Raw genomic sequence first — 20,403 nt, forward strand, 5'->3', positions numbered from 1 at the left:
TCATGCTGTTCGTTGGAACTGGCCGTCACCGTCGTCGCACCCAGGCCGAGAAGGCCATCGCCGTCGCCGGTGTGGCCGGCGTCGGACTCGCGATGCCGCTCCTCACCGCCACCGGCGCCTCCGCCGCCCCGGCCTCCACCTGGGACTCCGTCGCCCAGTGCGAGAGCGGCGGCAACTGGAGCATCAACACCGGCAACGGCTTCTACGGCGGCCTCCAGTTCACGTCCAGCACCTGGAAGGCGTACGGCGGCACCGCCTACGCGGCGCAGGCCAACCAGGCCAGCAAGGCCCAGCAGATCTCGGTCGCCGAGAAGGTGCTGGCCTCGCAGGGTCCGGGCGCCTGGCCGGTCTGCTCCCAGAAGGCCGGTCTGACCAAGGGCGGTGCCCCGGCCTCGGTCGACACCTCCTCGGACGCCAAGCCGCAGTCCGCCCCCAAGCAGCAGGCCCCGAAGCCCGCCGCCAAGCCCGCCGAGAAGCCGGTCGCGCAGAAGCCCGCCGCCCAGAAGCCGGCCCAGAAGCCCGCCGCGCAGCCGGTCCAGCAGGTCGCCCCGCAGCAGCAGGCGCAGCCGCAGACCCCGGGCTTCTCCGGCAAGGCCGGCTGGGACGCCGACGCCAAGGTGTACTGGTACCAGAACAACGGCGGCTGGTACTGGACCAGCCACCAGAGCGTCTACCAGCAGTACGCCGGCCAGGCCGCCGCCCAGCCGCAGTACGCCCCGCGCGCCGCGCAGCAGGCCCCGCAGGCCGCCGGCCACGACTACACCGTCCGTGCCGGTGACACCCTGTCGACCATCGCCGCCGCCCAGGGCGTGTCCGGCGGCTGGAGCGCGCTGTACGAGCAGAACCACTCCACCGTCGGCGGCGACCCGAACCTGATCATGCCCGGCCAGGTGCTGCACCTCGGCTGAGCCGCCCCGCCCGACGCCGGGACCGCCCGCGGCCGGCAGCACCCCGAGACCGGGGTGCCCGCCGGGGCGCCCGCCGCCGCGCCGGAGCGCTCGGCGTCGACGCCGCTCCACCCCGCCGTCCGAAGGGGGCCGGTCCTACCGGTCCCCTTCGTCCGCATTCGCCCGCTCCGGTGGGACAAGCTGGGACAAGCAGGTGAACTACCGGTGGGTAGCAGGGCCACACGGTGAGACGGGACCGAGGCCGACGCGGCCACGGCAGCCCGGGCGGTTAGGCTCTGGTCGTAACGACTCCGCAATCGTCCTGCTGGCAGCACCACCGTCAGACCGGACCCTGCTCTCGCAAGGAGATGCCTCGTGCCGTCCATCGATGTCGTCGTAGCCCGTGAGATCCTCGACTCCCGCGGCAACCCCACGGTCGAGGTCGAGGTCGGCCTCGACGACGGCAGCACGGGTCGTGCCGCTGTCCCGTCGGGTGCCTCCACCGGTGCCTTCGAGGCGCTGGAGCTGCGCGACGGCGACAAGAACCGCTACTTCGGCAAGGGCGTCGAGAAGGCCGTCCTGGCCGTCATCGAGCAGATCGGCCCGGAGCTGGTCGGCTACGACGCCACCGAGCAGCGCCTGATCGACCAGGCCATGCTGGACCTGGACGCCACCCCGGACAAGTCCTCGCTCGGCGCCAACGCCATCCTGGGCGTCTCGCTGGCCGTCGCGCACGCCGCCTCCGAGGCCAGCGACCTGCCGCTGTTCCGCTACCTGGGCGGCCCGAACGCGCACGTCCTGCCGGTCCCGATGATGAACATCCTCAACGGCGGGTCGCACGCGGACTCCAACGTCGACATCCAGGAGTTCATGATCGCCCCGATCGGCGCGGAGTCCTTCTCCGAGGCCGTCCGCTGGGGCGTCGAGGTCTACCACACGCTCAAGGGCGTGCTGAAGGAGCGCGGCCTGTCCACCGGTCTGGGCGACGAGGGCGGCTTCGCCCCGAACCTGGACTCCAACCGCGAGGCCCTGGACCTCATCGTCGAGGCCATCGAGAAGGCCGGCTACGTGCCCGGCCGTGACGTCGCGCTGGCCCTGGACGTCGCCTCCTCCGAGTTCTACGAGGACGGCGCCTACCGGTTCGAGGGCAAGGACCTCACCGCCGCCGAGCTCATCGAGTACTACGCCGAGCTGGTCGCCGCCTACCCGCTGGTCTCCATCGAGGACCCGCTGGACGAGTCGGACTGGGCCGGCTGGAAGGCCATGACCGACAAGCTGGGCGACAAGGTCCAGCTGGTCGGCGACGACCTGTTCGTCACCAACCCGGCCCGTCTGGCCCGCGGCATCGAGACCGGCACCGCCAACGCGCTGCTGGTGAAGGTGAACCAGATCGGTTCGCTGACCGAGACCCTGGACGCCGTCGAGCTGGCCCAGCGCAACGGCTACCGCTGCATGATGTCGCACCGCTCCGGCGAGACCGAGGACGTCACCATCGCCGACCTGGCCGTCGCCACCAACTGCGGCCAGATCAAGACCGGTGCCCCGGCCCGCTCCGAGCGCGTCGCCAAGTACAACCAGCTGCTGCGCATCGAGGAGATCCTCGACGACGCCGCCGAGTACGCCGGCCGCGGCGCCTTCCCGCGCTTCCGCCACGAGGGCTGAGCGCTCCCGGTAGCGCACGCCTGACCGGTGCCCCGCCGTTCACCCCGTAGGGTGGACGGCGGGGCACCGTCGCGACCAGGAGGGGATACGGGAGATGGCTGGCTGGAGGATCCCGGGCTTGGCGGCCCGGCCCCGGTTCACGAGCCGGGCGACCGTCCTCGTCCTGGTGCTCTGCTCGCTGGTGGCGATCCTCGCCTACCCGACGCGGCAGTTCATCTCCCAGCGCGCCGAGATCTCCGCCCAGCGGGCGAAGGCCGACCACGCGCGCCAGCAGGTCGAGCAGCTGCGCCGGGAGAAGGCCCGCTGGCAGGACCCGGAGTACGTCAAGGCGCAGGCCCGCGCCCGGCTGCACTACGCGGTGCCGGGGGAGACCCCGTACATCGCGGTGGACCCGGCCGGCCAGGCCTCCGCCAGGACCTCCTCGTCCGCGGGCGGGGCCGCCTCCGGGCCGAACGCGGCGCCCGGCGGCGCCGCCGGCCAGGCGAAGGCCGCCAAGCCCTGGTACGCCAGCATCTGGGACTCGGTGGACGCCGCCGACACCGCCGCGGCGGCCCCCGCCACCCCCCTTCCCCTCCCACCGTCCCCCGTTGGAGACACCTCCCCCCATGACCACTGAGAACCACCCCACCGTCTCCGACGCCGACGTCGCGGCCATCGCCGCCCAGCTCGGCCGGGTGCCGCGCGGCCTGCGCGGCGTGGCGCACCGCTGCCCCTGCGGCAACCCGGACGTCGTGGAGACGGCTCCCCGGCTGCCGGACGGCACGCCGTTCCCCACGCTCTACTACCTGACCTGCCCCAAGGCCGCCTCGCTGATCGGCACCCTGGAGGCGGAGGGCGTGATGAAGGACCAGAGCGCCCGGCTCGCCGAGGACCCGGAGCTGGCCGCCGCCTACCAGAAGGCGCACGAGGACTACATCGCCCGGCGCGACGCGATCGAGGTGCTGGAGGGCTTCCCGAGCGCCGGCGGCATGCCGGACCGGGTGAAGTGCCTGCACGTGCTGGTCGGCCACTCGCTGGCGGCCGGCGAGGGCGTCAACCCGCTCGGCGACGAGGCGATCGGCATGCTGGAGGACTGGTGGGCCAAGGGCCCGTGCGTCTCCCCGGCCGAGGTCGAGGCGGCCGGTGAGCGGGTCGCCCGCAACCGCGCCAAGGAGCAGGACCACGAGGCCGTGATCGCCGCCAAGCAGCAGAAGGCCGCCGAGCGCGCCGCGAAGAAGCGGGCCGCCGAGGACGCCGCGGCGGAGCGGGAGTCCGAGTGAGCGCGACCCGGGTGGCCGCGATCGACTGCGGCACCAACTCGATCCGCCTGCTGGTCGCCGACCTCGACCCGGAGACCGGGGAGATCACCGACCTGGACCGCCGGATGATCGTCAACCGGCTGGGCCAGGGTGTGGACCGGACCGGCCGGCTGCACCCGGACGCGCTGGCCCGCACCTTCGCGGCCTGCCGGGAGTACCAGGAGGTCATCTCCGGCTTCGGGGTCGGCCCCGAGCGGGTCCGCTTCGTCGCCACCAGCGCCTCCCGGGACGCCGAGAACAGCGACGAGTACGTCAAGGGCGTGCGCGACATCCTGGGCGTCGAGCCCGAGGTGGTGAGCGGCGAGGAGGAGGCGCGGCTGTCCTTCGTGGGCGCCACCAAGGAGCTGACCGGCGGTCAGTTCCCCGGCCCGTACCTGGTGTTCGACCTCGGCGGCGGCTCCACCGAGTTCGTGCTCGGCACGGACGACGTGCAGGCGGCGCGCTCGGTGGACATCGGCTGCGTGCGGCTCACCGAGCGGTACTTCGGCGACGCCGAGCTGCCCTCCGAGGCGCAGGTCGAGGCCGCCCGGGCGCACGTGCGGGCCGAGCTGGACCGGGCCGAGGAGGTCGTCCCGCTGACCGGCGCGGCCACCCTGGTGGGCCTGGCCGGGACGGTCACCACGGTGTCGGCGATCGCCCAGGGCCTGCCCGGCTACGACTCGGCGGCGATCCACCACTCGCGGATCAGCCGGGAGCGGGTCGCCGGGATCGCCCGGGAGCTGCTGGCCGCCACCCACGCCGAGCGCGCGGCCATCCCGTCGATGCACCCGGGCCGGGTGGACGTGATCGCGGCCGGGGCGCTGGAACTGCTGGAGATCATGGAGCGCACCGGCGCCGCCGAGGTGGTCGTGAGCGAGCACGACATCCTGGACGGAATCGCCTTCGGTATCGCCTCCTGACCCCGTGCGGGGCTTACCCGACCGGCCCCGGCACCCCTTTCGGGGGGCCGGGGCCGGGGCGCGCCCGAGCGCGGGTGGGAAAGTTCGTGAATTTCTTCACATGGGGATCCGGCCATTCGCCGCACCGGCCCGCCCACTACGTCCGAAATGTGGGACCGAAGGCCCGTCGGCCGGGTGGCCCATGGGATCGCAGGTCAGGCCTCGTTTGAGGTTTGAAAATCGAAATCACGTGCGGGAACCCGGGCGTTGTGCGGATCGTTGCTGCTCAGGCCGGTGGTGCTCCGCCGTGCGTTCGCGCGGGGCCGCCCAGGGGTGGGGGCCACCGCGCCGGGCCCGGTTTTGCGGCCGCGCAGTGTAGCACGGGGGGTCCGTCAACTTGTGACCGGGCTCACGAAGGCTGCTCCGGACGGTGCTGGATACTTTCGGATATGAGCACCACGGAGCGTCCTCGCATCCTCATTGTCGGCGGTGGTTACGTCGGCCTGTATGCCGCGATGCGCATCCTCAAGAAGATGCGTTACGGCGAAGCGACCGTCACGGTCGTCGACCCGCGGTCGTACATGACGTACCTGCCCTTCCTCCCCGAGGCGGCCGGCGGCAGTGTCGCGCCTCGCAACCTCATCGCGCCGCTGCGCAGCACCCTGAAGAAGGCGGAGGTGCTGACCGGGTCCGTCACCGGCATCGACCACGCCCGCAAGGTTGCCACCATCCAGCCCGCGGCCGGTGACAGCTACGAGCTGCCCTTCGAGTACCTGGTCGTCGCGACCGGCTCGGTCTCCCGCACCTTCCCGATCCCGGGTCTGGCGGAGAACGGCCTCGGCATGAAGACGGTCGAGGAGGCCATCGGCCTCCGCAACCACGTCATGGCCCAGCTCGACAAGGCCGAGTCCACCACGGACGAGGACATCCGCCGCAAGGCGCTGACCTTCGTGGTGATCGGTGGCGGCTTCGCCGGCATCGAGACCGTCGCCGAGGTCGAGGACATGGCCCGCGACGCGGCCAAGCTGTACAAGACCGTCAGCCGCGAGGACATGCGCTTCGTGGTGGTCGAGGCGGCCAACCGCATCCTCCCCGAGATGGGCCCGGACCTCGGTCTGTGGACCAAGGAGAAGCTCGAGGAGCGCAACATCGAGGTCTACATCGAGACCTCGATGGACTCCTGCGTCGACGGCCACGTCATGCTGAAGAACGGCATGGAGATGGACGCCTCCACCATCGTGTGGACGGCCGGCGTGAAGCCGAACCCGGTGCTGGCCAACTTCGGCCTGCCGCTGGGCCCGCGCGGCCACGTCGACACCGCGCCGACCCTCCAGGTCCAGGGCTTCGACTACGTCTGGTCCGCCGGCGACAACGCCCAGGTGCCGGACCTCGCCGCGGGCGAGGGCGCCTGGTGCCCGCCGAACGCCCAGCACGCCAGCCGTCAGGCCGTCGTCCTCGGCGACAACGTGATCTCCGGCATGCGCGGCTTCCCGCAGAAGGAGTACAAGCACAAGAACCTGGGTGCGGTCGCCGGTCTCGGCCTGCACAAGGGCGTGGCGATCCTCTTCGGCAAGTACAAGCTGAAGGGCCGTCCGGCCTGGTGGTTCCACCGCCTGTACCACGGTGCGATGGTGCCGACCTTCAACCGCAAGGTCCGCGTCTTCACCGACTGGACCCTCGCGATGTTCCTCAAGCGCGAGATGGTCGGCCTCGCCCAGATGGAGAAGCCGCAGCTTCCCATCCAGGAGGTCACTCCGCCCACCAAGCCCGTCGAGGCCGCCAAGCCGGCCGCCGACAAGGAACTCGCCAGCAAGTAAGCGACTGAGACCCCGGTGTGGGAGCACCGGGGTATGAGTCGGAGGCTCTCCGCCCGGCAGCGTTGCCGGACCACGACCTCCGTGGTGCTCAGCCGGCCGTGCGACCGGGCGGAGTACAGAAGTAGAAGGTCCCCTGCCGAACCCTCCGGCAGGGGACCTCTCTCGTTGCGGGACCGGTCAGTCGGTCTTGATGCTCTCCAGGATGTCCAGCTTGGACGCCCGGCGGGCCGGCCAGATCGCGGCCACCAGGCCGACCACCCCGGCCAGCGCCAGGAACAGCGCCAGCTGGCCGAACGGCAGGACCGTGGTCAGGCCGGAGAGGCTGGACTTCAGGGTGCCGTTGATCGCCCAGGCGATGAAGCAGCCGAGCAGCAGGCCGATGCCGGCGCCGAACAGCGAGATCACCACGGACTCCAGACGGACCATCCGCTTGATGCCGCCGCGGTCCAGGCCGATCGCCCGCAGCATCCCGATCTCGCGCTTGCGCTCGAAGACCGACATCGCCAGCGTGTTGACCACGCCCAGGATCGCGATCAGGACCGCCATCCCCAGCAGGCCGTACATCAGGTTCAGCGCGAAGGTGATGGTCTGGCTGAACTCGTCCCGGACGTCCTGCTTGGACTTCACCTCGATCACCGGGTTGGCGCCGGTGGCGTCCTTGAGGGCCTGCTTGAGGCCGTCGGTGGCGCCGTCCTTGCCCTTGACCAGGACGTCGGAGATGTACGGCTTCGGCTCGTGCTTGGCGATCTCGCTGTTGGCCAGCATGACCGGGCCGAGCATGCCGCCGGTCTTGTACACGCCGCCGACGGTGACCTTGCCGGTGGACTCGTCCGGGTAGGCCACGGTCAGCACCGAGCCGGTGGTGACGTTCAGCTTCTTGGCGGCGTCCTCGTCGAGCAGCAGCTGGCCCTGGCCGAAGCCGGCGGTGGAGCCGCTGGTCAGCTCGACGTCGGCGAGCTGGTCCAGGACGGCGGCGTCCAGGCCGTTGACCGTCCTGCTGGTGCCGTCGAGCTCCCAGTACGCGGTCGTCATCGCCGAGGAGGCGGCCACCCCGGGGGCCTTGGCGATCTGGGCGGGCACCTGCGCGGACAGGCTCATGCCGTTGGCGGCCCCGACGATGAAGTCGGCCTTCATCGAGCCGGTGACGGCCCGGTCGATGGTGTCGTTGACCGAGGCGCCGATCACGGTGAGCCCGGTGACCAGGGTCAGACCGATGGTCAGCGCGGCGGCGGTGGCCGCGGTGCGGCGCGGGTTGCGCACCGCGTTCCGCTGGGCGAGCCTGCCCGGGGTGCCGCCGAGCCGCAGCAGCGGGCCGACCAGCGCGACCACCGGACGGGAGAGCAGCGGCAGCAGGACGAACACGCCGATCAGGGCCAGGAAGGCGCCCAGGCCGACCGGCAGCCGGCCGCTGTCGTTGCCGGTGGAGGCGCCGTAGCCGATCAGGGCGAGGCCGCCGCCGGCGAGCACCGAGCCGATCGTGTTGCGGACCACCAGGCTCTTCTGGGAGACCGGCTGGTCGCCGCTGCTCATCGCGGCCACCGGGGCGATCCGGGAGGCGCGCATGGCGGGCAGCAGGGCCGACGTGACCGTCACCAGGACGCCGACCACGACCGTCACCACGACGGTGAGCGGCTTGATCACCAGCGAGCCGTTCGGCATGTTCTCGTTCATCGCGCCGATCAGCGACTGCATCCCGGCGCCGATCCCGATGCCGGCGGCCAGACCGGCCACCGCGGAGACGGTGCCGATCAGCAGCGCCTCGATCAGCACGGACCGGGTGACCTGCTTGCGGCTGGCACCGATGGCCCGCATCAGGGCCAGCTCCTTGGTGCGCTGGGCGACCAGCATGGTGAAGGTGTTGGCGATGATGAAGATGCCGACGAAGAGCGAGATGAAGGCGAAGACCAGGAGCATCGTGCGCATGCTGCTGGTGCTCCTGGTGATCATCTCCTGCTCGTCGGCCTTGAGCTTGGCGCCGGTCTCGATGTCGAACTGGTGGCCGGAGGGCACCACGGGCTGGGCCTGGGCGAGCAGTACGTCCTGGCTGGTGCCGGGCTTGGCGGTGAGCACGACGCTGCTGTAGCGGCCGGGCTCCAGCAGGGTCTGCTGGGCGGTGGCCCGGTCGAACAGGGTGAGCGAGCCGCCGGTGTTCACGACCGGGTCGTCGGTGGTGAAGATCCCGGTGAGCTTCGCCTCGATCACCGGTCCGTTGGCGGCGACCCGGACGGTGTCGCCGACCTTGTAGCCCGCCTTGTCGGCGGTCTTGCGGTCGAGCGCGACCTCCTTGGCGGCCTTCGGGCCCTGGCCCTCGGCCATCGGGTAGCGCGGGTCCTTGCCGTCCTGGCCGGGTGCGAAGTTGGCGCCCTTGGCGGCCCAGACCTGGCCGATCAGGTTGCCCTTCTTGTCGGCCACGCCGGTGAAGCCGCTGACCACGCCGCGGGCGCCGGCGGTGCCCGGCAGGGCGGCCAGCTGCTGGACGGTGGCGTCGGTGAGGGTGGCGGAGCCGCCCTCGCTCTTCTGCCGGGCGGAGGCGTTGGAGCCGGCCGCGCGGTCCACCACCTGGACCGAGACGTCCGAGTAGCTCTTGGAGTTGCTGTCCCGCATGGCCTTGCCGAAGGTGTCGGAGAAGACCATGGTGCCGGCCACGAAGGCGGTGCCGAGCATGACGGCCAGGGCCGTCATCAGCAGCCGGCCCTTGTGGGCCAGCACGTTGCGCAGTGCGGTGCGATACATGGGGTGTCCTGGGAAGGTCGGTGAGCGGGCTGCGACTGCTGCGCCGGACTAGCTGGTGCGGCCCTTGGCGTCGAAGCGGCGCATGCGGTCCAGGACGGTGTCGGCGGTGGGCTGGTGGAGCTCGTCGACGATGCGGCCGTCGGCGAGGAAGACGACGCGGTCGGCGTAGGAGGCGGCGACGGGGTCGTGGGTGACCATGACGACGGTCTGGCCGAGCTCGCGCACGGAGTTGCGCAGGAAGGAGAGGATCTCGGCGCCGGAGCGGGAGTCGAGGTTGCCGGTGGGCTCGTCGGCGAAGATGATGTCGGGCTTGCCGGCCAGGGCGCGGGCGCAGGCGACGCGCTGCTGCTGGCCGCCGGAGAGCTGGGAGGGGCGGTGGCTGAGGCGGCCGGAGAGGCCGACGGTGTCGACGACGCGGTCGAGCCAGGGCTTGTCGACCTTGCGGCCGGCGATGTCCATGGGGAGGGTGATGTTCTCCAGGGCCGTCAGCGTGGGGAGCAGGTTGAAGGCCTGGAAGATGAAGCCGATGTGGTCTCGGCGCAACTGGGTGAGCTGCTTGTCCTTGAGGCCGACGAGCTCGGTGTCGCCGATGGTGGAGGAGCCGGAGGTGACGGTGTCGAGGCCGGCCATGCAGTGCATGAGGGTGGACTTGCCGGAGCCGGAGGGGCCCATGATGGCGGTGAACTCGCCCTGGGGGAACACGACGCTGACGTTGTCGAGGGCGACGACGCGGGTCTCCCCCTCCCCGTAGACCTTGTTCAGGCCGGTGGCTCGGGCGGCCGCCAGGCCGGTGCGGACGGCGGTTGCGGTCGACGTGGTCACGGGGACTCCTAGTGCTCGCGGACTTGTACCTCCATGCTCCGCGACGTGATCATGGTTCTGCGTCGCTCCGCCGGACGGTTGGTCCTACCACCGCTGGGCGTAGGGGCGGGCGACCCCCTCCTCCTGCGGTATGACGTGAACCCTGAGGCGGACGGGTGGCCGGAACGGATATCCTTCGTGGCCGAATCCCGGACAGTTCGTCAGATGGCAAGGAAACATGACAACTTCCGGGGCTGGGAACATGCGAAAGGGTGATCCGGGAGACTAGGCTCAGGGGGTCCCACAGACGCCCGGATGGTGGAACGCAGACACGGGCAGCTTAAAACTGCTTGGCCGCGAGGCCGTGCCGGTTCGAGTCCGGCTCCGGGCACCGAGTGTGGTAGGTCACTGACCTGCAAGAATGGCCGATCCTGATGGGTCGGCCATTGTCGTGTCTGGCGCACGGACTGGCGCACGGGCCCTAATCTTCCGCCATGGCGTACGTGGCACCCGTGAAAGACAAGGACGGCGTTCCCACCAGCTACCGCGTGAAGTGGCGTGAGGGCGGCGGCCGGGACGACCCGTGGCAGGGCGAGAACTTCGAGGACGAGACGGCGGCCGGCGTCTTCAAGGACCTGGTGAACGCGGCCGGCCAGCACTGGCCGGAGGGCTGGGTCAAGGGCCGCGGCTTCGTCAGCGAGGAGGAGGAGACGGAGGACGAGCGGTGCAACTTCCGCGCCTACGCGCTCGCGTCGATCGCACGGCGCACCGGGGCTGAGGAGCGGTACCGGCGGGCCTCGGTGAAGGAGGCGGAGACCTACCTGTTCCCCACCTTCGGGGACGCGGACGTGCGGAGTACGAAGGACTTCAGCAAGGCGACCATCGCCGACTGGCTGACGCAGATGTCCCAGACGATGGTTTGGCGCGGCGGCGAGCACCGGAAGATGTCGCCGAAGACGATCAAGAACCTGCACGGGCTGCTGAGCTCGATCCTCAAGGAGGCTGCGGAGGAGGAGCCGCCACTTCGGGCCCGGAACCCCTGCGACAGCAGCAGGCTCCCCCGTGCCGACGATGACGGCCTGGAAGACGAGGGCGAGGACGAGGACAAGTACTTCCTGACCCCCGCCGAGATCGAGGCGATCGTCGCCGAGCTGACACGGCCGGAGGACAAGCTGCTGGTGCGCTTCGCGTACGCGACGGGCCTGCGTTGGGGGGAGTTGTCGGCCTTGGCGAAGCGGCACATCTTCCGTGACCCGAAGGACGGGAAGGTCAAGGTTCGCGTCACCCGGGCGTGGAAGCGGCACCCGGATGACGGGTACTACATCGGCAAGCCCAAGTCCAAGGCCAGCCGGCGCACGATCCGTCTGGCGGAGACCATCTGGCAGGAGCTGGTCGAGGCCGGCCTGCTGCGCCTCGCGGCCGGCGCCCTGGTGTTCCACAACGGCCGGGGGGACAGGCTGCCGTACTCGACGTTCTACGATCGGTGGATCGCGGCGGTCTCGAAGGCGAAGGAGAAGTGGCCCAGCCCGGAGGAGATGGAGTTGAAGCTGCACGAGTTCGAGCGCTCCGGTTCGCGTGGGCACGTGACGCTGCCCGGTCTCGACCCGGAGAAGTACCCGGGTATCCACGACATCAGGCACAGCACCGCGGGGGCGCTGCTCTCCGAGGGCCGGGCGCTGACGTACGTGCAGCGGTTCCTCGGGCACGAGAGCATCGAGACGACGAGCGACACGTACGGGCACCTGCTGCCGCAGGCGGATGATGACGCGATGGACACCCTGGAGAGGGCCCTCGGCGGCGGCCGGGGCCCGGCGGACAGCGAGGCCGGGGCGGTGCCGGAGCAGCGGGACGGGCGGCAGGTCTGGGCGGTGCAGGCGGGTGCCGTGCTGATCGGCTTCTGGACGGAGGAGCACGCGCGGGACGTCGCCGCGCAGTGGGGCCTCGACAAGGGCCGGGCGGCGGAGGTGCTGCCGTACACGGCGGCCTGGTGGACGCGCACGGTCGCGGGCGGGCTGACCGCGGTGTGCCGGTCGGTGCCGGACCGGGTGCAGGTGTGGTCGGTCGGCCCGGCGGTGTACGCCGGGGACGGGACGGAGCACCTGCGGTCGGCCGGGTACGAGCCGGTGGCGGTGTGGCGCTGGGACTGGGAGGAGGGCTACACCGACGAGCCGGCCCTGCCGCGCGCGGAGTGGCGGCCGTCGGGACTGACGGAGGCCGAAGCGTGGGGGACGGACCGGGATGCGGTGTTGGAGGCGTTCGCCGAGGCCCGGGCGGACGCACTGCGGATCTGCTCGCTGAACCCGGCGCTCGGGGCCGGGGACGGCCGGGAGGCCGAGGTCTGACGGATCGGTAGGCAACGGAGAGGGGCCCCGGCATCAGCCGGGGCCCCTCTCCGTCATCCTGCGTCGCCGTGGGCGGCGGCCTGCTGATCGGGAGGCTGGCCGGCGAGGGCCGGCGGGCAGGCCGTCTGGAGCAGGCTGACCGGGGCCGGCGCCGACCCGGGGGTGATGGTGCGGTGAGGTCGGCTGAACCGGTCGGCGTGTTCCTGCATGGTCTGGCAGACCAACGTGTTGTACTCGGCGGCGAGTTCGTCGAAATCGCGTTGAAGTTCGCGGCGGGCGGCGCGCTCGGTGTCGAGCTGGGCGTTAGCTTCGTTGAGCTTGCGCAAGCCGTCGGTCTGCCGGAGGTGGGTTATCTCGGCGGCACGGTTGATCAGAGATTCCCGTGCGTCGAGGTCGAGTTGACGTCGTTGGTATAGCTCCTCGAAAGCTCGGCGCTGATCGAGGAGGCTGGCGAATCGGGTCCGGGTTTGTTCGTCGTGCTGGCTGACCCATCTCTTGATAGCGACCAGGGCGGCGAAGGTGATCAGGGCGGCCGGGAAGAACCGTTCGCCGGCAATCTGGAGGATCGAGGCGATCTCGTGGTCGTCCGGCAGGTTGGTGGTGGCCGTGAGGGTGAGGGTGATTCCTACTCCGATGCCCGTGAGGGTGGCGAAGGTGGTTCTTCTCGGCATGAGGCGGGTCCCTTGTACGCCGGCTATCCCCCCGTGGCGGAGTCCGGCCTGTTGGCGCGCTGCTGTAGCTGGATGGCCTGCTCGATGTTGCTGACGAGCATGCTCCTGATCATGGGATCGGTGATGCCCCAAGCATCTGCCGCGGCATCAGGGGTCAGGAGAGGGCTTTGTGAAGAAAGCGAGCGTACATCGGAGTTGTCACCCTTTGGCCAGCTTTCTTCGGAAATGACCCTCCCTTCGACGAGGAGGTCCCGGACGTCCACGCCCAGGCCCTTGGCGATGCGCTCGAAGTGCGCCGGGAGGGGGAGGGTCTTGCCGTCGAGCATCCGTCCGAAAGTTGATCGGCTCATGCCGATCCTGTCGGCGAGCTTCGCTCGGTCGCCGGTTCCTGGTGTGACGTCGTAGCCCCTCTGGGCGGCGAGTCTGGTGACTAGGGCGCCGAAGCGCACCGCCACGTCATTGTCTGTGTCCATGCTCCGCATTCCATGAGCGTAGCGCCCGCGCAATCAACTCGCGATGCATTGCATGCGCGCAACTGGGCAGGTGAGAGCCCGTTTGCGCAGCCTCCCAGGTGAGTGGGGGCGCACTTTGGAGGTGCGGTCGATCGGAATGCTCCGTCTCGGTAGTTGATTGCGTGCAATCCTTCGATGTATGTTGTGCTCGCAATCAACTGTTGCGCCCGTGCAATCCACGGGGAGGAGGGGACTCATGCCCAACAGCAAGCCCAGGAACGGCAAGCCCAAGACGGCCAAGTCCAGGCCGCGCCTGGACTGCGGCCGGCTCGACGCCGTCGCCGCCGAGAAGGGCGACAGCACCCGGAGGGCCATCGCGACCAGGGCCCGGATCGAACCGTCGACCCTGTCGCGCCTGTACGGCGGGACCGCGGTGCCCAGCGTGTCGACGCTGGTCGCCCTGCGGGACGCCTACCAGCTCGACACCATCGACGAGTTGCTCGCCGGCATCCCCACGCCGAGGGCCGCCGCGTGAGCGCGGGCACCCTGAACCGGCGCGCGTACTGCCGCTGTACGACCGTGCAGAACTACGACTACGCGCAGGCCGCCGCCAAGCTCGGCTGCAAGGTCCGTTACCTCCAGGACCGCATCAGCAAGCTGCCGCACCAGAAGCACGGCGAGAGCGTCGCGTTCTGCGACTGCGAGTTGCTGTTGATCATGCAGCTCGGCAGCGTCGTGCCGGACAACGTCGTGCCGCTGATCACCCCCGCGCCGTCGAGCGCGGAGTCCACCGCCGTTGCCGACATCCGCACGATCCGGCCCTCCGGGGCCAGGAAGCGCGCGGGTCGCTGATGGCCGGCGGGGCCGCCCGGACCGTGCCGGGTCGACAGGCAGCCCCACCAGCCCCGTCCCTCAACCACGAATCGAGGAACGCAATGAAGAAGAGTAGCCACAACCCCACCGACAAGGGACACCGGGCGGCGCGCTGCCCCCTGTGCGCCCCGCTGCGCCACCCCTCCCGGCAGGACGCCCGGGCCGGCCTCGCCGTCGCCCTGCCGCGCCAGATCCGGAAGGGCGGCCAGTGATGAGTGCCCGTCACGTGAACGACCACCCGGCTGCCGCCGCCATGGCCGAGGCTCTGCCGGGTCAGTGGGTGTACGCGGGTGAGTTCGGGTCCAGCCTCTCCGCGAAGTCGTCCGCCGCGGCCATCCGTGACGGCCGGCTCCCGGCGTACCACCCGGCCGGGGCCTTCGACGCGTACGCCGCCCCCACCACGGACGCCGATGTCGTCTGGGTCCGGTACGTCGGCCACGGCCAGCCCGTGCAGCCGCTGCCGGACCGGATGACCGTCCGCGTCGCCGACCGCGGTGACGGCTCCCGCGGGTACGAGGGCGTCTGGGTCGTCACCGTCACCATCTCCACCCGGTGCGCGCAGTGCGGCGGTCCCCGTGGCTGGGACACCGTCCGCGCGCACCGGCAGTCGGAGGACGGTGACTGGTTCACCGTCGACCAGTGGCGCAACCCGTGCGGGCACATCGACATGTACGCCGCGGTGCTGCGGGAGTCCCGGCTGCGTCCGCTGCCGGCCGCCCCGGCGCCGAAGGTCGAGGGCCGCCCGGTGCTCGACCCTGCACAGGTCTCGGCCCCGGTCGCGCTGATCCTCAAGGCCGTCGCCGAGACGAAGTGGCTGCACGGCCAGCAGGCCGCGCACCTCCTTACCCAGCACGGCCACGTCGACGCCGCCGCGGCGTTGCAGACCGAACTCGCCGCCCGCGACGGACACATGTCCGCCCGGCAGGCCGCGGAGTTCCTGAACGCCTTCACCACGACCGTCCCCACCACCGACCTGACCGAGGGGAGCGACCGGTGACCGACCAGGCGCTGTTCGACCTCGGCGACCCGAGCGTCATGGAGCTGATCGTGCCCGAGGTGACCGTCTCGCCCGCGCCGCCGTTGGCCGCGCCGACCGCGCGCCTGATCCTGCCCGCCGGCGCGCCGGAGGAGGACTGGCACGCCGTGCGTCGCGCGGGGATCGGTGGCTCGGACGTCGCCGCGATCCTCGGGCTCGACAAGTACCGCGGGCCGCTGCACGTCTACGAGGCCAAGCACGGCCGCGACCTGTTCACCGGCAACGAGGCGACGGAAATCGGTTCGGAGATTGAGGACTTCGTGGCCGGGCTGTTCTCGAAGCGGTCCGGGATGGCGGTCATGGACCCGCCCGGCACCCTGGTGAACGTCGACCGGCCGTGGGCACTGGCGAACGTGGACAAGTTCGTCCTGTGGGACGAGGAGACCCGCGCGGTCGCCGGCCCGCTGGAGCTCAAGAACCGCTCCGAGCACCAGGCGGCGGAGTGGGAGGACGGGGAGATCCCGGACGCCCCCGCCCTCCAGTGCCACTGGTACATGGCCGTCGGCGGCTGGGAGTGCGGCTGGGTCGCCGCGCTGGTCGGCGGCAACAAGCTCCGGTGGAGCCGCCTGGAGCGAGACGAGGAGATGATCGGCCAGCTCTTCGAGCACTGCGCGGCCTGGTACGAGCGGCACGTGCTGGAGGGGTATCCGCCGGAGCCGGGCGGCCTGGAGTCCACGACGGAGTTGCTGGCCAAGCTCTGGTCCGTCAAGGCGGAGACCGTCGGTGAGGTCGACGTCACGGAGGCGTCCGCGCTGCGGGCTCGCCGCGCTGAGCTCAAGGCGCGGGCGAAGGCCGTTGGGGACGAGCTGACCGCCGTCGAGAACCGCATGCGGCAGATGGCCGGCGAGCACTCGATCGTCAAGGCCGACGGGAAGCCCGCGTGGACGTGGAAGGCGAACGGGAACTTCGCGCCGAAGCAGTTCACCGAGGCGCACCCGGAGCTGGCCGCCCAGTACACGCGGATGGTCCCTGCCATCGACACCGACCTCCTCAAGGTCGAGCAGCCCGACATCTACGCGCAGTTCCGAGCCCGGCGCCTGGTCGTGCCGGCGAAGGGAGTTTGATCATGGCTCTGAGCACGTTGAAGGCCCGCGTCAGCGCGGCCACCCGCCCGGTTGCTCCGGTGGTCGACGCCGTCGAGGGCGCATCCGCGGTGGAGCTGCACGAGGCGCAGCAGGCGGACGGCGGGCAGGCCGCCGACACGGTCATGGACTGGCTGGGCCGGCGCCGGGCGGACATCGAGGCGGCGCTGCCGTCCTGTGTCGAGCCGGGGGTGTTCCTCACCGCGGTGCGGACGGCCCTGCCGGGGCTGTCCCGGTGCACCCCGGCGTCGCTGCTCCAGGCGGTGCTGACCTGCGCCCGGTTCGGGTTGCTGCCGGACGGTCAGCAGGCGGTCATCAAGGCCGAGGGCTCGACCGCGGTGATGGTCCCGATGTACCGGGGCTACGTGGAGTTGATGTACCGCTCCGGCCGGGTGCGGTCGGTGCACGTGGGGCTGGTGTACGCCGGGGATGAGTGGTCGTGGGAGCCCACGGCGCCGGCGCCGCTGGACTTCACGCACAAGGCCCGGCCGGACCTGCCCCGGGCGCAGCGCGGTGAGGCCGTGCTGGCGTACGCGTTCTGCTGGATGGAGAACGGCGCGCGCAGCCAGGTGGTCGTCCTCAACCGGGAGGACGCGGAGGCGAACCGGGACGCGTACAGCGAGGCGTTTCGGCGGGCGGAGGCGGACGGCAGCAAGTCCTCGGCGTGGCACACCCACTTCGGCGACATGTGGAAGAAGACGGCGATTCGTCGGCTGGAGAAGACGGTGCCCACGTCGGCGGAGCTGCGGAAGCTGGCCGTCGTGGAGGACGCCGGGGACGAGGGGCGGGTGCAGGTGGTGCACGCCCCGCAGCCGGGCGCCGAGGACGCCGCCCTGGCCGCAGACGCGGCGGCGGCGCACGAGGCCGCAGAGGCCGGCCAGGAGGTCGGCGCGCTCGGGGCCCCGGTGCCGCCGCCGGTCGTGAAGGCCCGCCGCCGGGGCCGCACCGGCACGAAGAAGGACCGCGCGGGGCGCCGTGCCGCGAGGCGAGCGGCGTGAGCTGTGCCCCCTGGGCCGCTCTGGTCGGGTCCGGCACCGCGGCGGCTGTTGCTGCCGCCGCGGTGCTGGCCCCGCACCTGCGGCGGGCCCAGCGGATGACCCCCCTGCCTGTGCGCGGCCGGATAGCGGCGGTGGTCCCGCCGTCCGGCTGCGACGTGACGGATTTCTACGAGTGCCCGGCCGAGCACCGGCGGAGGCCGCACGCGGTGAGCGCGGACGGCGCCCGGCGCTGCTGGCAGTGCGGGCACGAGACCCCTGGAGAGACGCGATGAGCGAGACGTTCGGGCCGGAGTACGTCCGGCCGAAGACGCGGCAGGAGGACTGCCCCTACTGCCCGTGCTGCACGAGGGTCCTGTGCGAGCGGGGGCGTACGACGTACCTGCGGTGCGACGGGCACACGAGCGTGGAGACGCGGGCGGCCGTCGCCGACTGCCCGTGCTCGGCGGAGGAGACGCGGGGAACGGCGGCGTGGCGGGCGGCGAGGGTGCGGGCCGTCTCGCACGCCCTGTCCCCGCAGGCCCTCGGAAAGGACATCGTCGCGGTCCTGGCTCTGGTCGCCCACGGCCAGGACACGGCCGGGCGAGAGGACCAGGTGCGGACCCTGGCGATGCGCCGGTACGTGCGGCTCACGGACGGCGACCCGCTGCTGACGGAGCTGGGCGAGCTGTACCTGCGGACGGTGAATCAGACGAGGAAGGCGTCGGGGGTGACGGTCCTCGACGTCGACCAGACGGCCGGGACGGCGCGGGTGCTGGTCATGGGCTGGTCGATGTCGGAGCCGGTAACGGTGCTGCTGGACCAGCTGTGCTCCGAGACCGGGCTGACCGCCGGTGAGCTGGTCGGCTGGCCGCTGGAGGCATCGGCGGACCTCGCCGTCATGCTGGCCGACGATGTGGTGCTGTCCGGTATCCGGGTCGTGGGGGCGGTGGAGGGGCGCGTGGATGGCGCCCCGAAGCGGCTGGTGCAGGTCGTGCAGCCGGTGCTGCCCGTCCCGCCCACCTCGCCCGTTTCGGGCGGAACGGGCAGCCCGGGCGGGGAACTGCCGGCCACCACCGCCGACCCGACCTCCATGATGCAGGCGGCGCAGGCCGTCCGGGCCGCTGTTCCGGGCGACTCGGAAGCCCCGACGGAGGTCCTGCCGCCCGTCACCGATGGGCCGCCGCCGACGACCGCCGCCGCGCTGCCGCTGTCGGTGCTGCGCGCCGGGCAGGAGGGCGGGCGGTGACCGCGTTGACCTACGACGTCCCCCTCTTCGACCTCCCCGGCGGCGTCGGCCTGGCCGTGGCCGAGGGCCCGGTCGAGCCGCCGGCGCCCCGGCTGGTGACCCTGCCTCAGCTGGTGCTGCCGGAGCCCGCGCTGGTCGTCGTGGTGCGCGGCCTGCCCGGGCCGCAGGGCAGCAAGTCGCACAAGGGCAACGGTGTGCTGGTCGAGTCCTCGGCGTTGGTCAAGCCCTGGCGGGACTCGGTCGCGTGGCAGGCCGTCGCGGCGAAGAACCGGCGGCGCGGCTACCAGCTGCTGACCGGCCCGGTCTACGCCGAGATGGTGTTCAGCCTGCCCCGGCCGAAGGGGCACTTCGGAACCGGCCGCAACGCCGGTCAGCTGCGCCCGGCGGCGCCCCGGTTCCCGGACGTGAAGCCCGACTTGTCGAAGTTGATCCGCAGCACGGAGGACGCCCTGTCGGGGGTCGCCTACCGGGACGACGCGCTGATCGTGCAGTACGTCCGGCTCGGCAAGTGGTACGTCACGGACGCCGGGGTGGTGCCGGGGGTGCTCGACACCCCGGGCTGCACGATCCGGCTGTGGGCGGCCCCGATCGAGGACGGCGGGGAGGTGGCCGGCCATGGGGCTTGATGACGTCACGGTTCTGCTGCTCGCGGTGATCGCGTCGTGGCCGTGGTGGGCGCCGGTCGCCGTGCTGGCCGCCGTGGTCGTGCTGCGGGAGGCGTCGCGGGTGGTCAGCGGGACCGGCCCGGAGCGGGCGCCGGGCAGCTCGGACGGACAGGCCCGCCGGTGTCCGGACAGGAACGCGGGACGTGTCCGCCGGTGTCCGGACACCCGCCGCACGCCGACCCCGAAACCGCACGTGACCTGCCCGGACACTGTCCGGCCGGTGTCCCGGCAGGGTGTCCGCGGGGCGTCCGCGTGCCGTGTCCGGCCCGGCCGGGCGGGCGGCGCCGGCAGGGGGGTGTCCTGATGTCCTTCCGGAACAAGTACGCGCCCAACAACTTGCCGAGGCCGCCGCACTGGCGGGACTTCGCTGTGTGCCGGGACGAGAAACCGGACCTCTTCTACAGCGACCAGCCGACCGACATCGAGGCGGCGAAGAGCGTGTGCCGGGGATGCCCGGTGCAGGCGGAGTGCCTGGCCGGCGCGCTCGACCGCCGGGAGCCGGCCGGGGTGTGGGGCGCGATGTCGCACGAGGAGCGCCAGGTGGTCCTTGCGCCGGTGCTGGCGGCGGAGAAGGCGGAGAAGCTGCGGGCCCGGGCCGAGGCCGAGCAGGCCCGCCGGGAGGCCCGGGAGCAGCAGGCCGTGCAGGCCGCGCTGGACACCGCTCGGCTGCTCGACGTCCGGCCGGCCCTCGGAACGGAAGGGGCGGCCGGTGTCCTCGCCGCGACGTGCGCAGCCTGAGCCGGCCGCCCCGGCCGCGCTGCCGGAGGTCCACCTCGACTGGCGCGGCCCGCAGCACTGGTCGGACCGGGCCCGGGAGTGCAGGCACTGCGGGGTGACGACGCCGCTGCGCGACGACGAGGGCAAGCCCGCGCACAAGGTCTGCGCCGAGAGGGCCCTGGCGGCGCAGCAGGCGGACCTGGCCGACCGGTACCGGGGCGCGGCCCCGGCAGCCCGGGCACAGCGGTAGACGGACGGCCCGGGCG

The 20,403-nt window shown here is 71.7% G+C and carries 22 protein-coding genes and 1 tRNA gene; 19 read left to right on the top strand and 4 right to left on the bottom strand.

Annotation, left to right across the window (positions count from 1 at the left end; translation table 11 throughout):
• Nucleotides 1-2 precede the first annotated feature (2 nt).
• From ACFVU7_RS04615 to ACFVU7_RS04640, 6 genes are all read left to right on the top strand, one after another.
• A complete protein-coding gene (locus ACFVU7_RS04615; RefSeq protein ID WP_074001297.1) occupies nucleotides 3-908 on the top strand; it encodes a transglycosylase family protein in 906 nt (301 codons plus the stop codon).
• A gap of 354 nt (nucleotides 909-1,262) precedes the next feature.
• Nucleotides 1,263-2,549, top strand: coding sequence for a phosphopyruvate hydratase (gene eno, locus ACFVU7_RS04620; RefSeq protein ID WP_049651968.1), 1,287 nt, complete (start codon nucleotides 1,263-1,265; stop codon nucleotides 2,547-2,549).
• 94 nt (nucleotides 2,550-2,643) lie between these two features.
• The gene (locus ACFVU7_RS04625; RefSeq protein ID WP_079271918.1) at nucleotides 2,644-3,165 is read left to right on the top strand and encodes a septum formation initiator family protein; all 522 of its coding nucleotides are present in this window, start codon (nucleotides 2,644-2,646) and stop codon (nucleotides 3,163-3,165) included.
• Nucleotides 3,137-3,808, top strand: coding sequence for a DUF501 domain-containing protein (locus ACFVU7_RS04630; protein WP_079271855.1), 672 nt, complete (start codon nucleotides 3,137-3,139; stop codon nucleotides 3,806-3,808). The genes ACFVU7_RS04625 and ACFVU7_RS04630 overlap by 29 nt, the downstream gene beginning before the upstream one ends.
• Nucleotides 3,805-4,746, top strand: a complete 942-nt coding sequence (locus tag ACFVU7_RS04635) for a Ppx/GppA phosphatase family protein (protein WP_074001299.1) — start codon at nucleotides 3,805-3,807, stop codon at nucleotides 4,744-4,746. The genes ACFVU7_RS04630 and ACFVU7_RS04635 overlap by 4 nt, the downstream gene beginning before the upstream one ends.
• Before the next feature lie 428 nt (nucleotides 4,747-5,174).
• Complete coding sequence (locus tag ACFVU7_RS04640) at nucleotides 5,175-6,542, top strand: NAD(P)/FAD-dependent oxidoreductase (RefSeq protein ID WP_049651966.1); 1,368 nt, start codon at nucleotides 5,175-5,177, stop codon at nucleotides 6,540-6,542.
• A gap of 177 nt (nucleotides 6,543-6,719) precedes the next feature.
• Here the strand turns inward: ACFVU7_RS04640 and ACFVU7_RS04645 are convergent, their stop codons facing one another.
• Together ACFVU7_RS04645 and ACFVU7_RS04650 are read right to left on the bottom strand one after the other, a co-directional pair.
• Entirely contained in the window at nucleotides 6,720-9,275 is a 2,556-nt protein-coding gene (locus ACFVU7_RS04645; RefSeq protein WP_387821677.1) for an ABC transporter permease, read from the bottom strand.
• Nucleotides 9,276-9,323: 48 nt separating this feature from the next.
• Complete coding sequence (locus tag ACFVU7_RS04650) at nucleotides 9,324-10,097, bottom strand: ABC transporter ATP-binding protein (RefSeq protein ID WP_049651964.1); 774 nt, start codon at nucleotides 10,095-10,097, stop codon at nucleotides 9,324-9,326.
• Nucleotides 10,098-10,385: 288 nt separating this feature from the next.
• Here ACFVU7_RS04650 and ACFVU7_RS04655 point away from each other — a divergent pair.
• Both ACFVU7_RS04655 and ACFVU7_RS04660 read left to right on the top strand, forming a co-directional pair.
• Nucleotides 10,386-10,467, top strand: a tRNA-Leu gene (locus ACFVU7_RS04655).
• Between the two features lie 103 nt (nucleotides 10,468-10,570).
• Nucleotides 10,571-12,418 (top strand): tyrosine-type recombinase/integrase, encoded by a 1,848-nt coding sequence (locus ACFVU7_RS04660; RefSeq protein WP_388044289.1) that lies wholly within the window; start codon nucleotides 10,571-10,573, stop codon nucleotides 12,416-12,418.
• A 53-nt stretch (nucleotides 12,419-12,471) separates the two neighbouring features.
• On the opposite strand, the gene ACFVU7_RS04665 is transcribed toward ACFVU7_RS04660, so the two are convergent.
• Together ACFVU7_RS04665 and ACFVU7_RS04670 are read right to left on the bottom strand one after the other, a co-directional pair.
• On the bottom strand, nucleotides 12,472-13,089 hold the full coding sequence (locus ACFVU7_RS04665; protein WP_388044290.1) for a hypothetical protein: 618 nt from the start codon (nucleotides 13,087-13,089) through the stop codon (nucleotides 12,472-12,474).
• Between the two features lie 23 nt (nucleotides 13,090-13,112).
• Nucleotides 13,113-13,562 carry a helix-turn-helix domain-containing protein gene (locus ACFVU7_RS04670; protein ID WP_388044291.1) on the bottom strand — a complete coding sequence of 150 codons (450 nt, stop codon included), beginning with the start codon at nucleotides 13,560-13,562 and terminating at the stop codon, nucleotides 13,113-13,115.
• Nucleotides 13,563-13,797: 235 nt separating this feature from the next.
• On the opposite strand from ACFVU7_RS04670, the gene ACFVU7_RS04675 reads away from it, so the two are divergent.
• The 11 genes from ACFVU7_RS04675 to ACFVU7_RS04725 all read left to right on the top strand — a co-directional run bounded on the left by ACFVU7_RS04675 (nucleotide 13,798) and on the right by ACFVU7_RS04725 (nucleotide 20,387).
• On the top strand, nucleotides 13,798-14,076 hold the full coding sequence (locus ACFVU7_RS04675) for a helix-turn-helix domain-containing protein (RefSeq protein ID WP_388044292.1): 279 nt from the start codon (nucleotides 13,798-13,800) through the stop codon (nucleotides 14,074-14,076).
• Nucleotides 14,073-14,393, top strand: coding sequence for a hypothetical protein (locus ACFVU7_RS04680; protein WP_388044293.1), 321 nt, complete (start codon nucleotides 14,073-14,075; stop codon nucleotides 14,391-14,393). The genes ACFVU7_RS04675 and ACFVU7_RS04680 overlap by 4 nt, the downstream gene beginning before the upstream one ends.
• An 83-nt stretch (nucleotides 14,394-14,476) precedes the next feature.
• Nucleotides 14,477-14,626 carry a hypothetical protein gene (locus ACFVU7_RS04685; RefSeq protein ID WP_388044294.1) on the top strand — a complete coding sequence of 50 codons (150 nt, stop codon included), beginning with the start codon at nucleotides 14,477-14,479 and terminating at the stop codon, nucleotides 14,624-14,626.
• Nucleotides 14,626-15,411 (top strand): hypothetical protein, encoded by a 786-nt coding sequence (locus tag ACFVU7_RS04690; RefSeq protein WP_388044295.1) that lies wholly within the window; start codon nucleotides 14,626-14,628, stop codon nucleotides 15,409-15,411. Before ACFVU7_RS04685 ends, ACFVU7_RS04690 begins: the two co-directional genes overlap by 1 nt.
• Entirely contained in the window at nucleotides 15,408-16,514 is a 1,107-nt protein-coding gene (locus ACFVU7_RS04695; protein WP_388044296.1) for a YqaJ viral recombinase family protein, read from the top strand. Before ACFVU7_RS04690 ends, ACFVU7_RS04695 begins: the two co-directional genes overlap by 4 nt.
• A 2-nt stretch (nucleotides 16,515-16,516) precedes the next feature.
• Nucleotides 16,517-17,530, top strand: a complete 1,014-nt coding sequence (locus ACFVU7_RS04700) for a recombinase RecT (RefSeq protein ID WP_388044297.1) — start codon at nucleotides 16,517-16,519, stop codon at nucleotides 17,528-17,530.
• Nucleotides 17,527-17,802 carry a hypothetical protein gene (locus ACFVU7_RS04705; protein ID WP_388044298.1) on the top strand — a complete coding sequence of 92 codons (276 nt, stop codon included), beginning with the start codon at nucleotides 17,527-17,529 and terminating at the stop codon, nucleotides 17,800-17,802. The genes ACFVU7_RS04700 and ACFVU7_RS04705 overlap by 4 nt, the downstream gene beginning before the upstream one ends.
• Entirely contained in the window at nucleotides 17,799-18,755 is a 957-nt protein-coding gene (locus ACFVU7_RS04710; protein WP_388044299.1) for a hypothetical protein, read from the top strand. Before ACFVU7_RS04705 ends, ACFVU7_RS04710 begins: the two co-directional genes overlap by 4 nt.
• Nucleotides 18,752-19,381, top strand: coding sequence for a RusA family crossover junction endodeoxyribonuclease (locus ACFVU7_RS04715; protein ID WP_388044300.1), 630 nt, complete (start codon nucleotides 18,752-18,754; stop codon nucleotides 19,379-19,381). The genes ACFVU7_RS04710 and ACFVU7_RS04715 overlap by 4 nt, the downstream gene beginning before the upstream one ends.
• A 342-nt stretch (nucleotides 19,382-19,723) precedes the next feature.
• Complete coding sequence (locus ACFVU7_RS04720) at nucleotides 19,724-20,158, top strand: WhiB family transcriptional regulator (protein WP_388044302.1); 435 nt, start codon at nucleotides 19,724-19,726, stop codon at nucleotides 20,156-20,158.
• The gene (locus tag ACFVU7_RS04725; RefSeq protein ID WP_388044304.1) at nucleotides 20,130-20,387 is read left to right on the top strand and encodes a hypothetical protein; all 258 of its coding nucleotides are present in this window, start codon (nucleotides 20,130-20,132) and stop codon (nucleotides 20,385-20,387) included. Before ACFVU7_RS04720 ends, ACFVU7_RS04725 begins: the two co-directional genes overlap by 29 nt.
• Nucleotides 20,388-20,403 lie beyond the last annotated feature (16 nt).

Origin of the sequence: Kitasatospora sp. NPDC058046 (assembly GCF_042885595.1) — a bacterium.
In the GTDB taxonomy this organism is placed as follows: domain Bacteria; phylum Actinomycetota; class Actinomycetes; order Streptomycetales; family Streptomycetaceae; genus Kitasatospora.

What these genes read in the sequence shown, in the direction of transcription:
- ACFVU7_RS04675 (WP_388044292.1), top strand. Translation starts at nt 13,798, where the DNA reads ATGCCCAACAGCAAGCCCAGGAACGGCAAGCCCAAGACGGCCAAGTCC.
- ACFVU7_RS04665 (WP_388044290.1), bottom strand. Translation starts at nt 13,089, where the DNA reads ATGCCGAGAAGAACCACCTTCGCCACCCTCACGGGCATCGGAGTAGGA.
- ACFVU7_RS04710 (WP_388044299.1), top strand. Translation starts at nt 17,799, where the DNA reads ATGAGCGAGACGTTCGGGCCGGAGTACGTCCGGCCGAAGACGCGGCAG.
- ACFVU7_RS04685 (WP_388044294.1), top strand. Translation starts at nt 14,477, where the DNA reads ATGAAGAAGAGTAGCCACAACCCCACCGACAAGGGACACCGGGCGGCG.
- ACFVU7_RS04640 (WP_049651966.1), top strand. Translation starts at nt 5,175, where the DNA reads ATGAGCACCACGGAGCGTCCTCGCATCCTCATTGTCGGCGGTGGTTAC.
- ACFVU7_RS04615 (WP_074001297.1), top strand. Translation starts at nt 3, where the DNA reads ATGCTGTTCGTTGGAACTGGCCGTCACCGTCGTCGCACCCAGGCCGAG.
- ACFVU7_RS04720 (WP_388044302.1), top strand. Translation starts at nt 19,724, where the DNA reads ATGTCCTTCCGGAACAAGTACGCGCCCAACAACTTGCCGAGGCCGCCG.
- ACFVU7_RS04690 (WP_388044295.1), top strand. Translation starts at nt 14,626, where the DNA reads ATGAGTGCCCGTCACGTGAACGACCACCCGGCTGCCGCCGCCATGGCC.
- ACFVU7_RS04645 (WP_387821677.1), bottom strand. Translation starts at nt 9,275, where the DNA reads ATGTATCGCACCGCACTGCGCAACGTGCTGGCCCACAAGGGCCGGCTG.
- ACFVU7_RS04700 (WP_388044297.1), top strand. Translation starts at nt 16,517, where the DNA reads ATGGCTCTGAGCACGTTGAAGGCCCGCGTCAGCGCGGCCACCCGCCCG.
- ACFVU7_RS04660 (WP_388044289.1), top strand. Translation starts at nt 10,571, where the DNA reads ATGGCGTACGTGGCACCCGTGAAAGACAAGGACGGCGTTCCCACCAGC.
- ACFVU7_RS04625 (WP_079271918.1), top strand. Translation starts at nt 2,644, where the DNA reads ATGGCTGGCTGGAGGATCCCGGGCTTGGCGGCCCGGCCCCGGTTCACG.
- ACFVU7_RS04670 (WP_388044291.1), bottom strand. Translation starts at nt 13,562, where the DNA reads ATGGACACAGACAATGACGTGGCGGTGCGCTTCGGCGCCCTAGTCACC.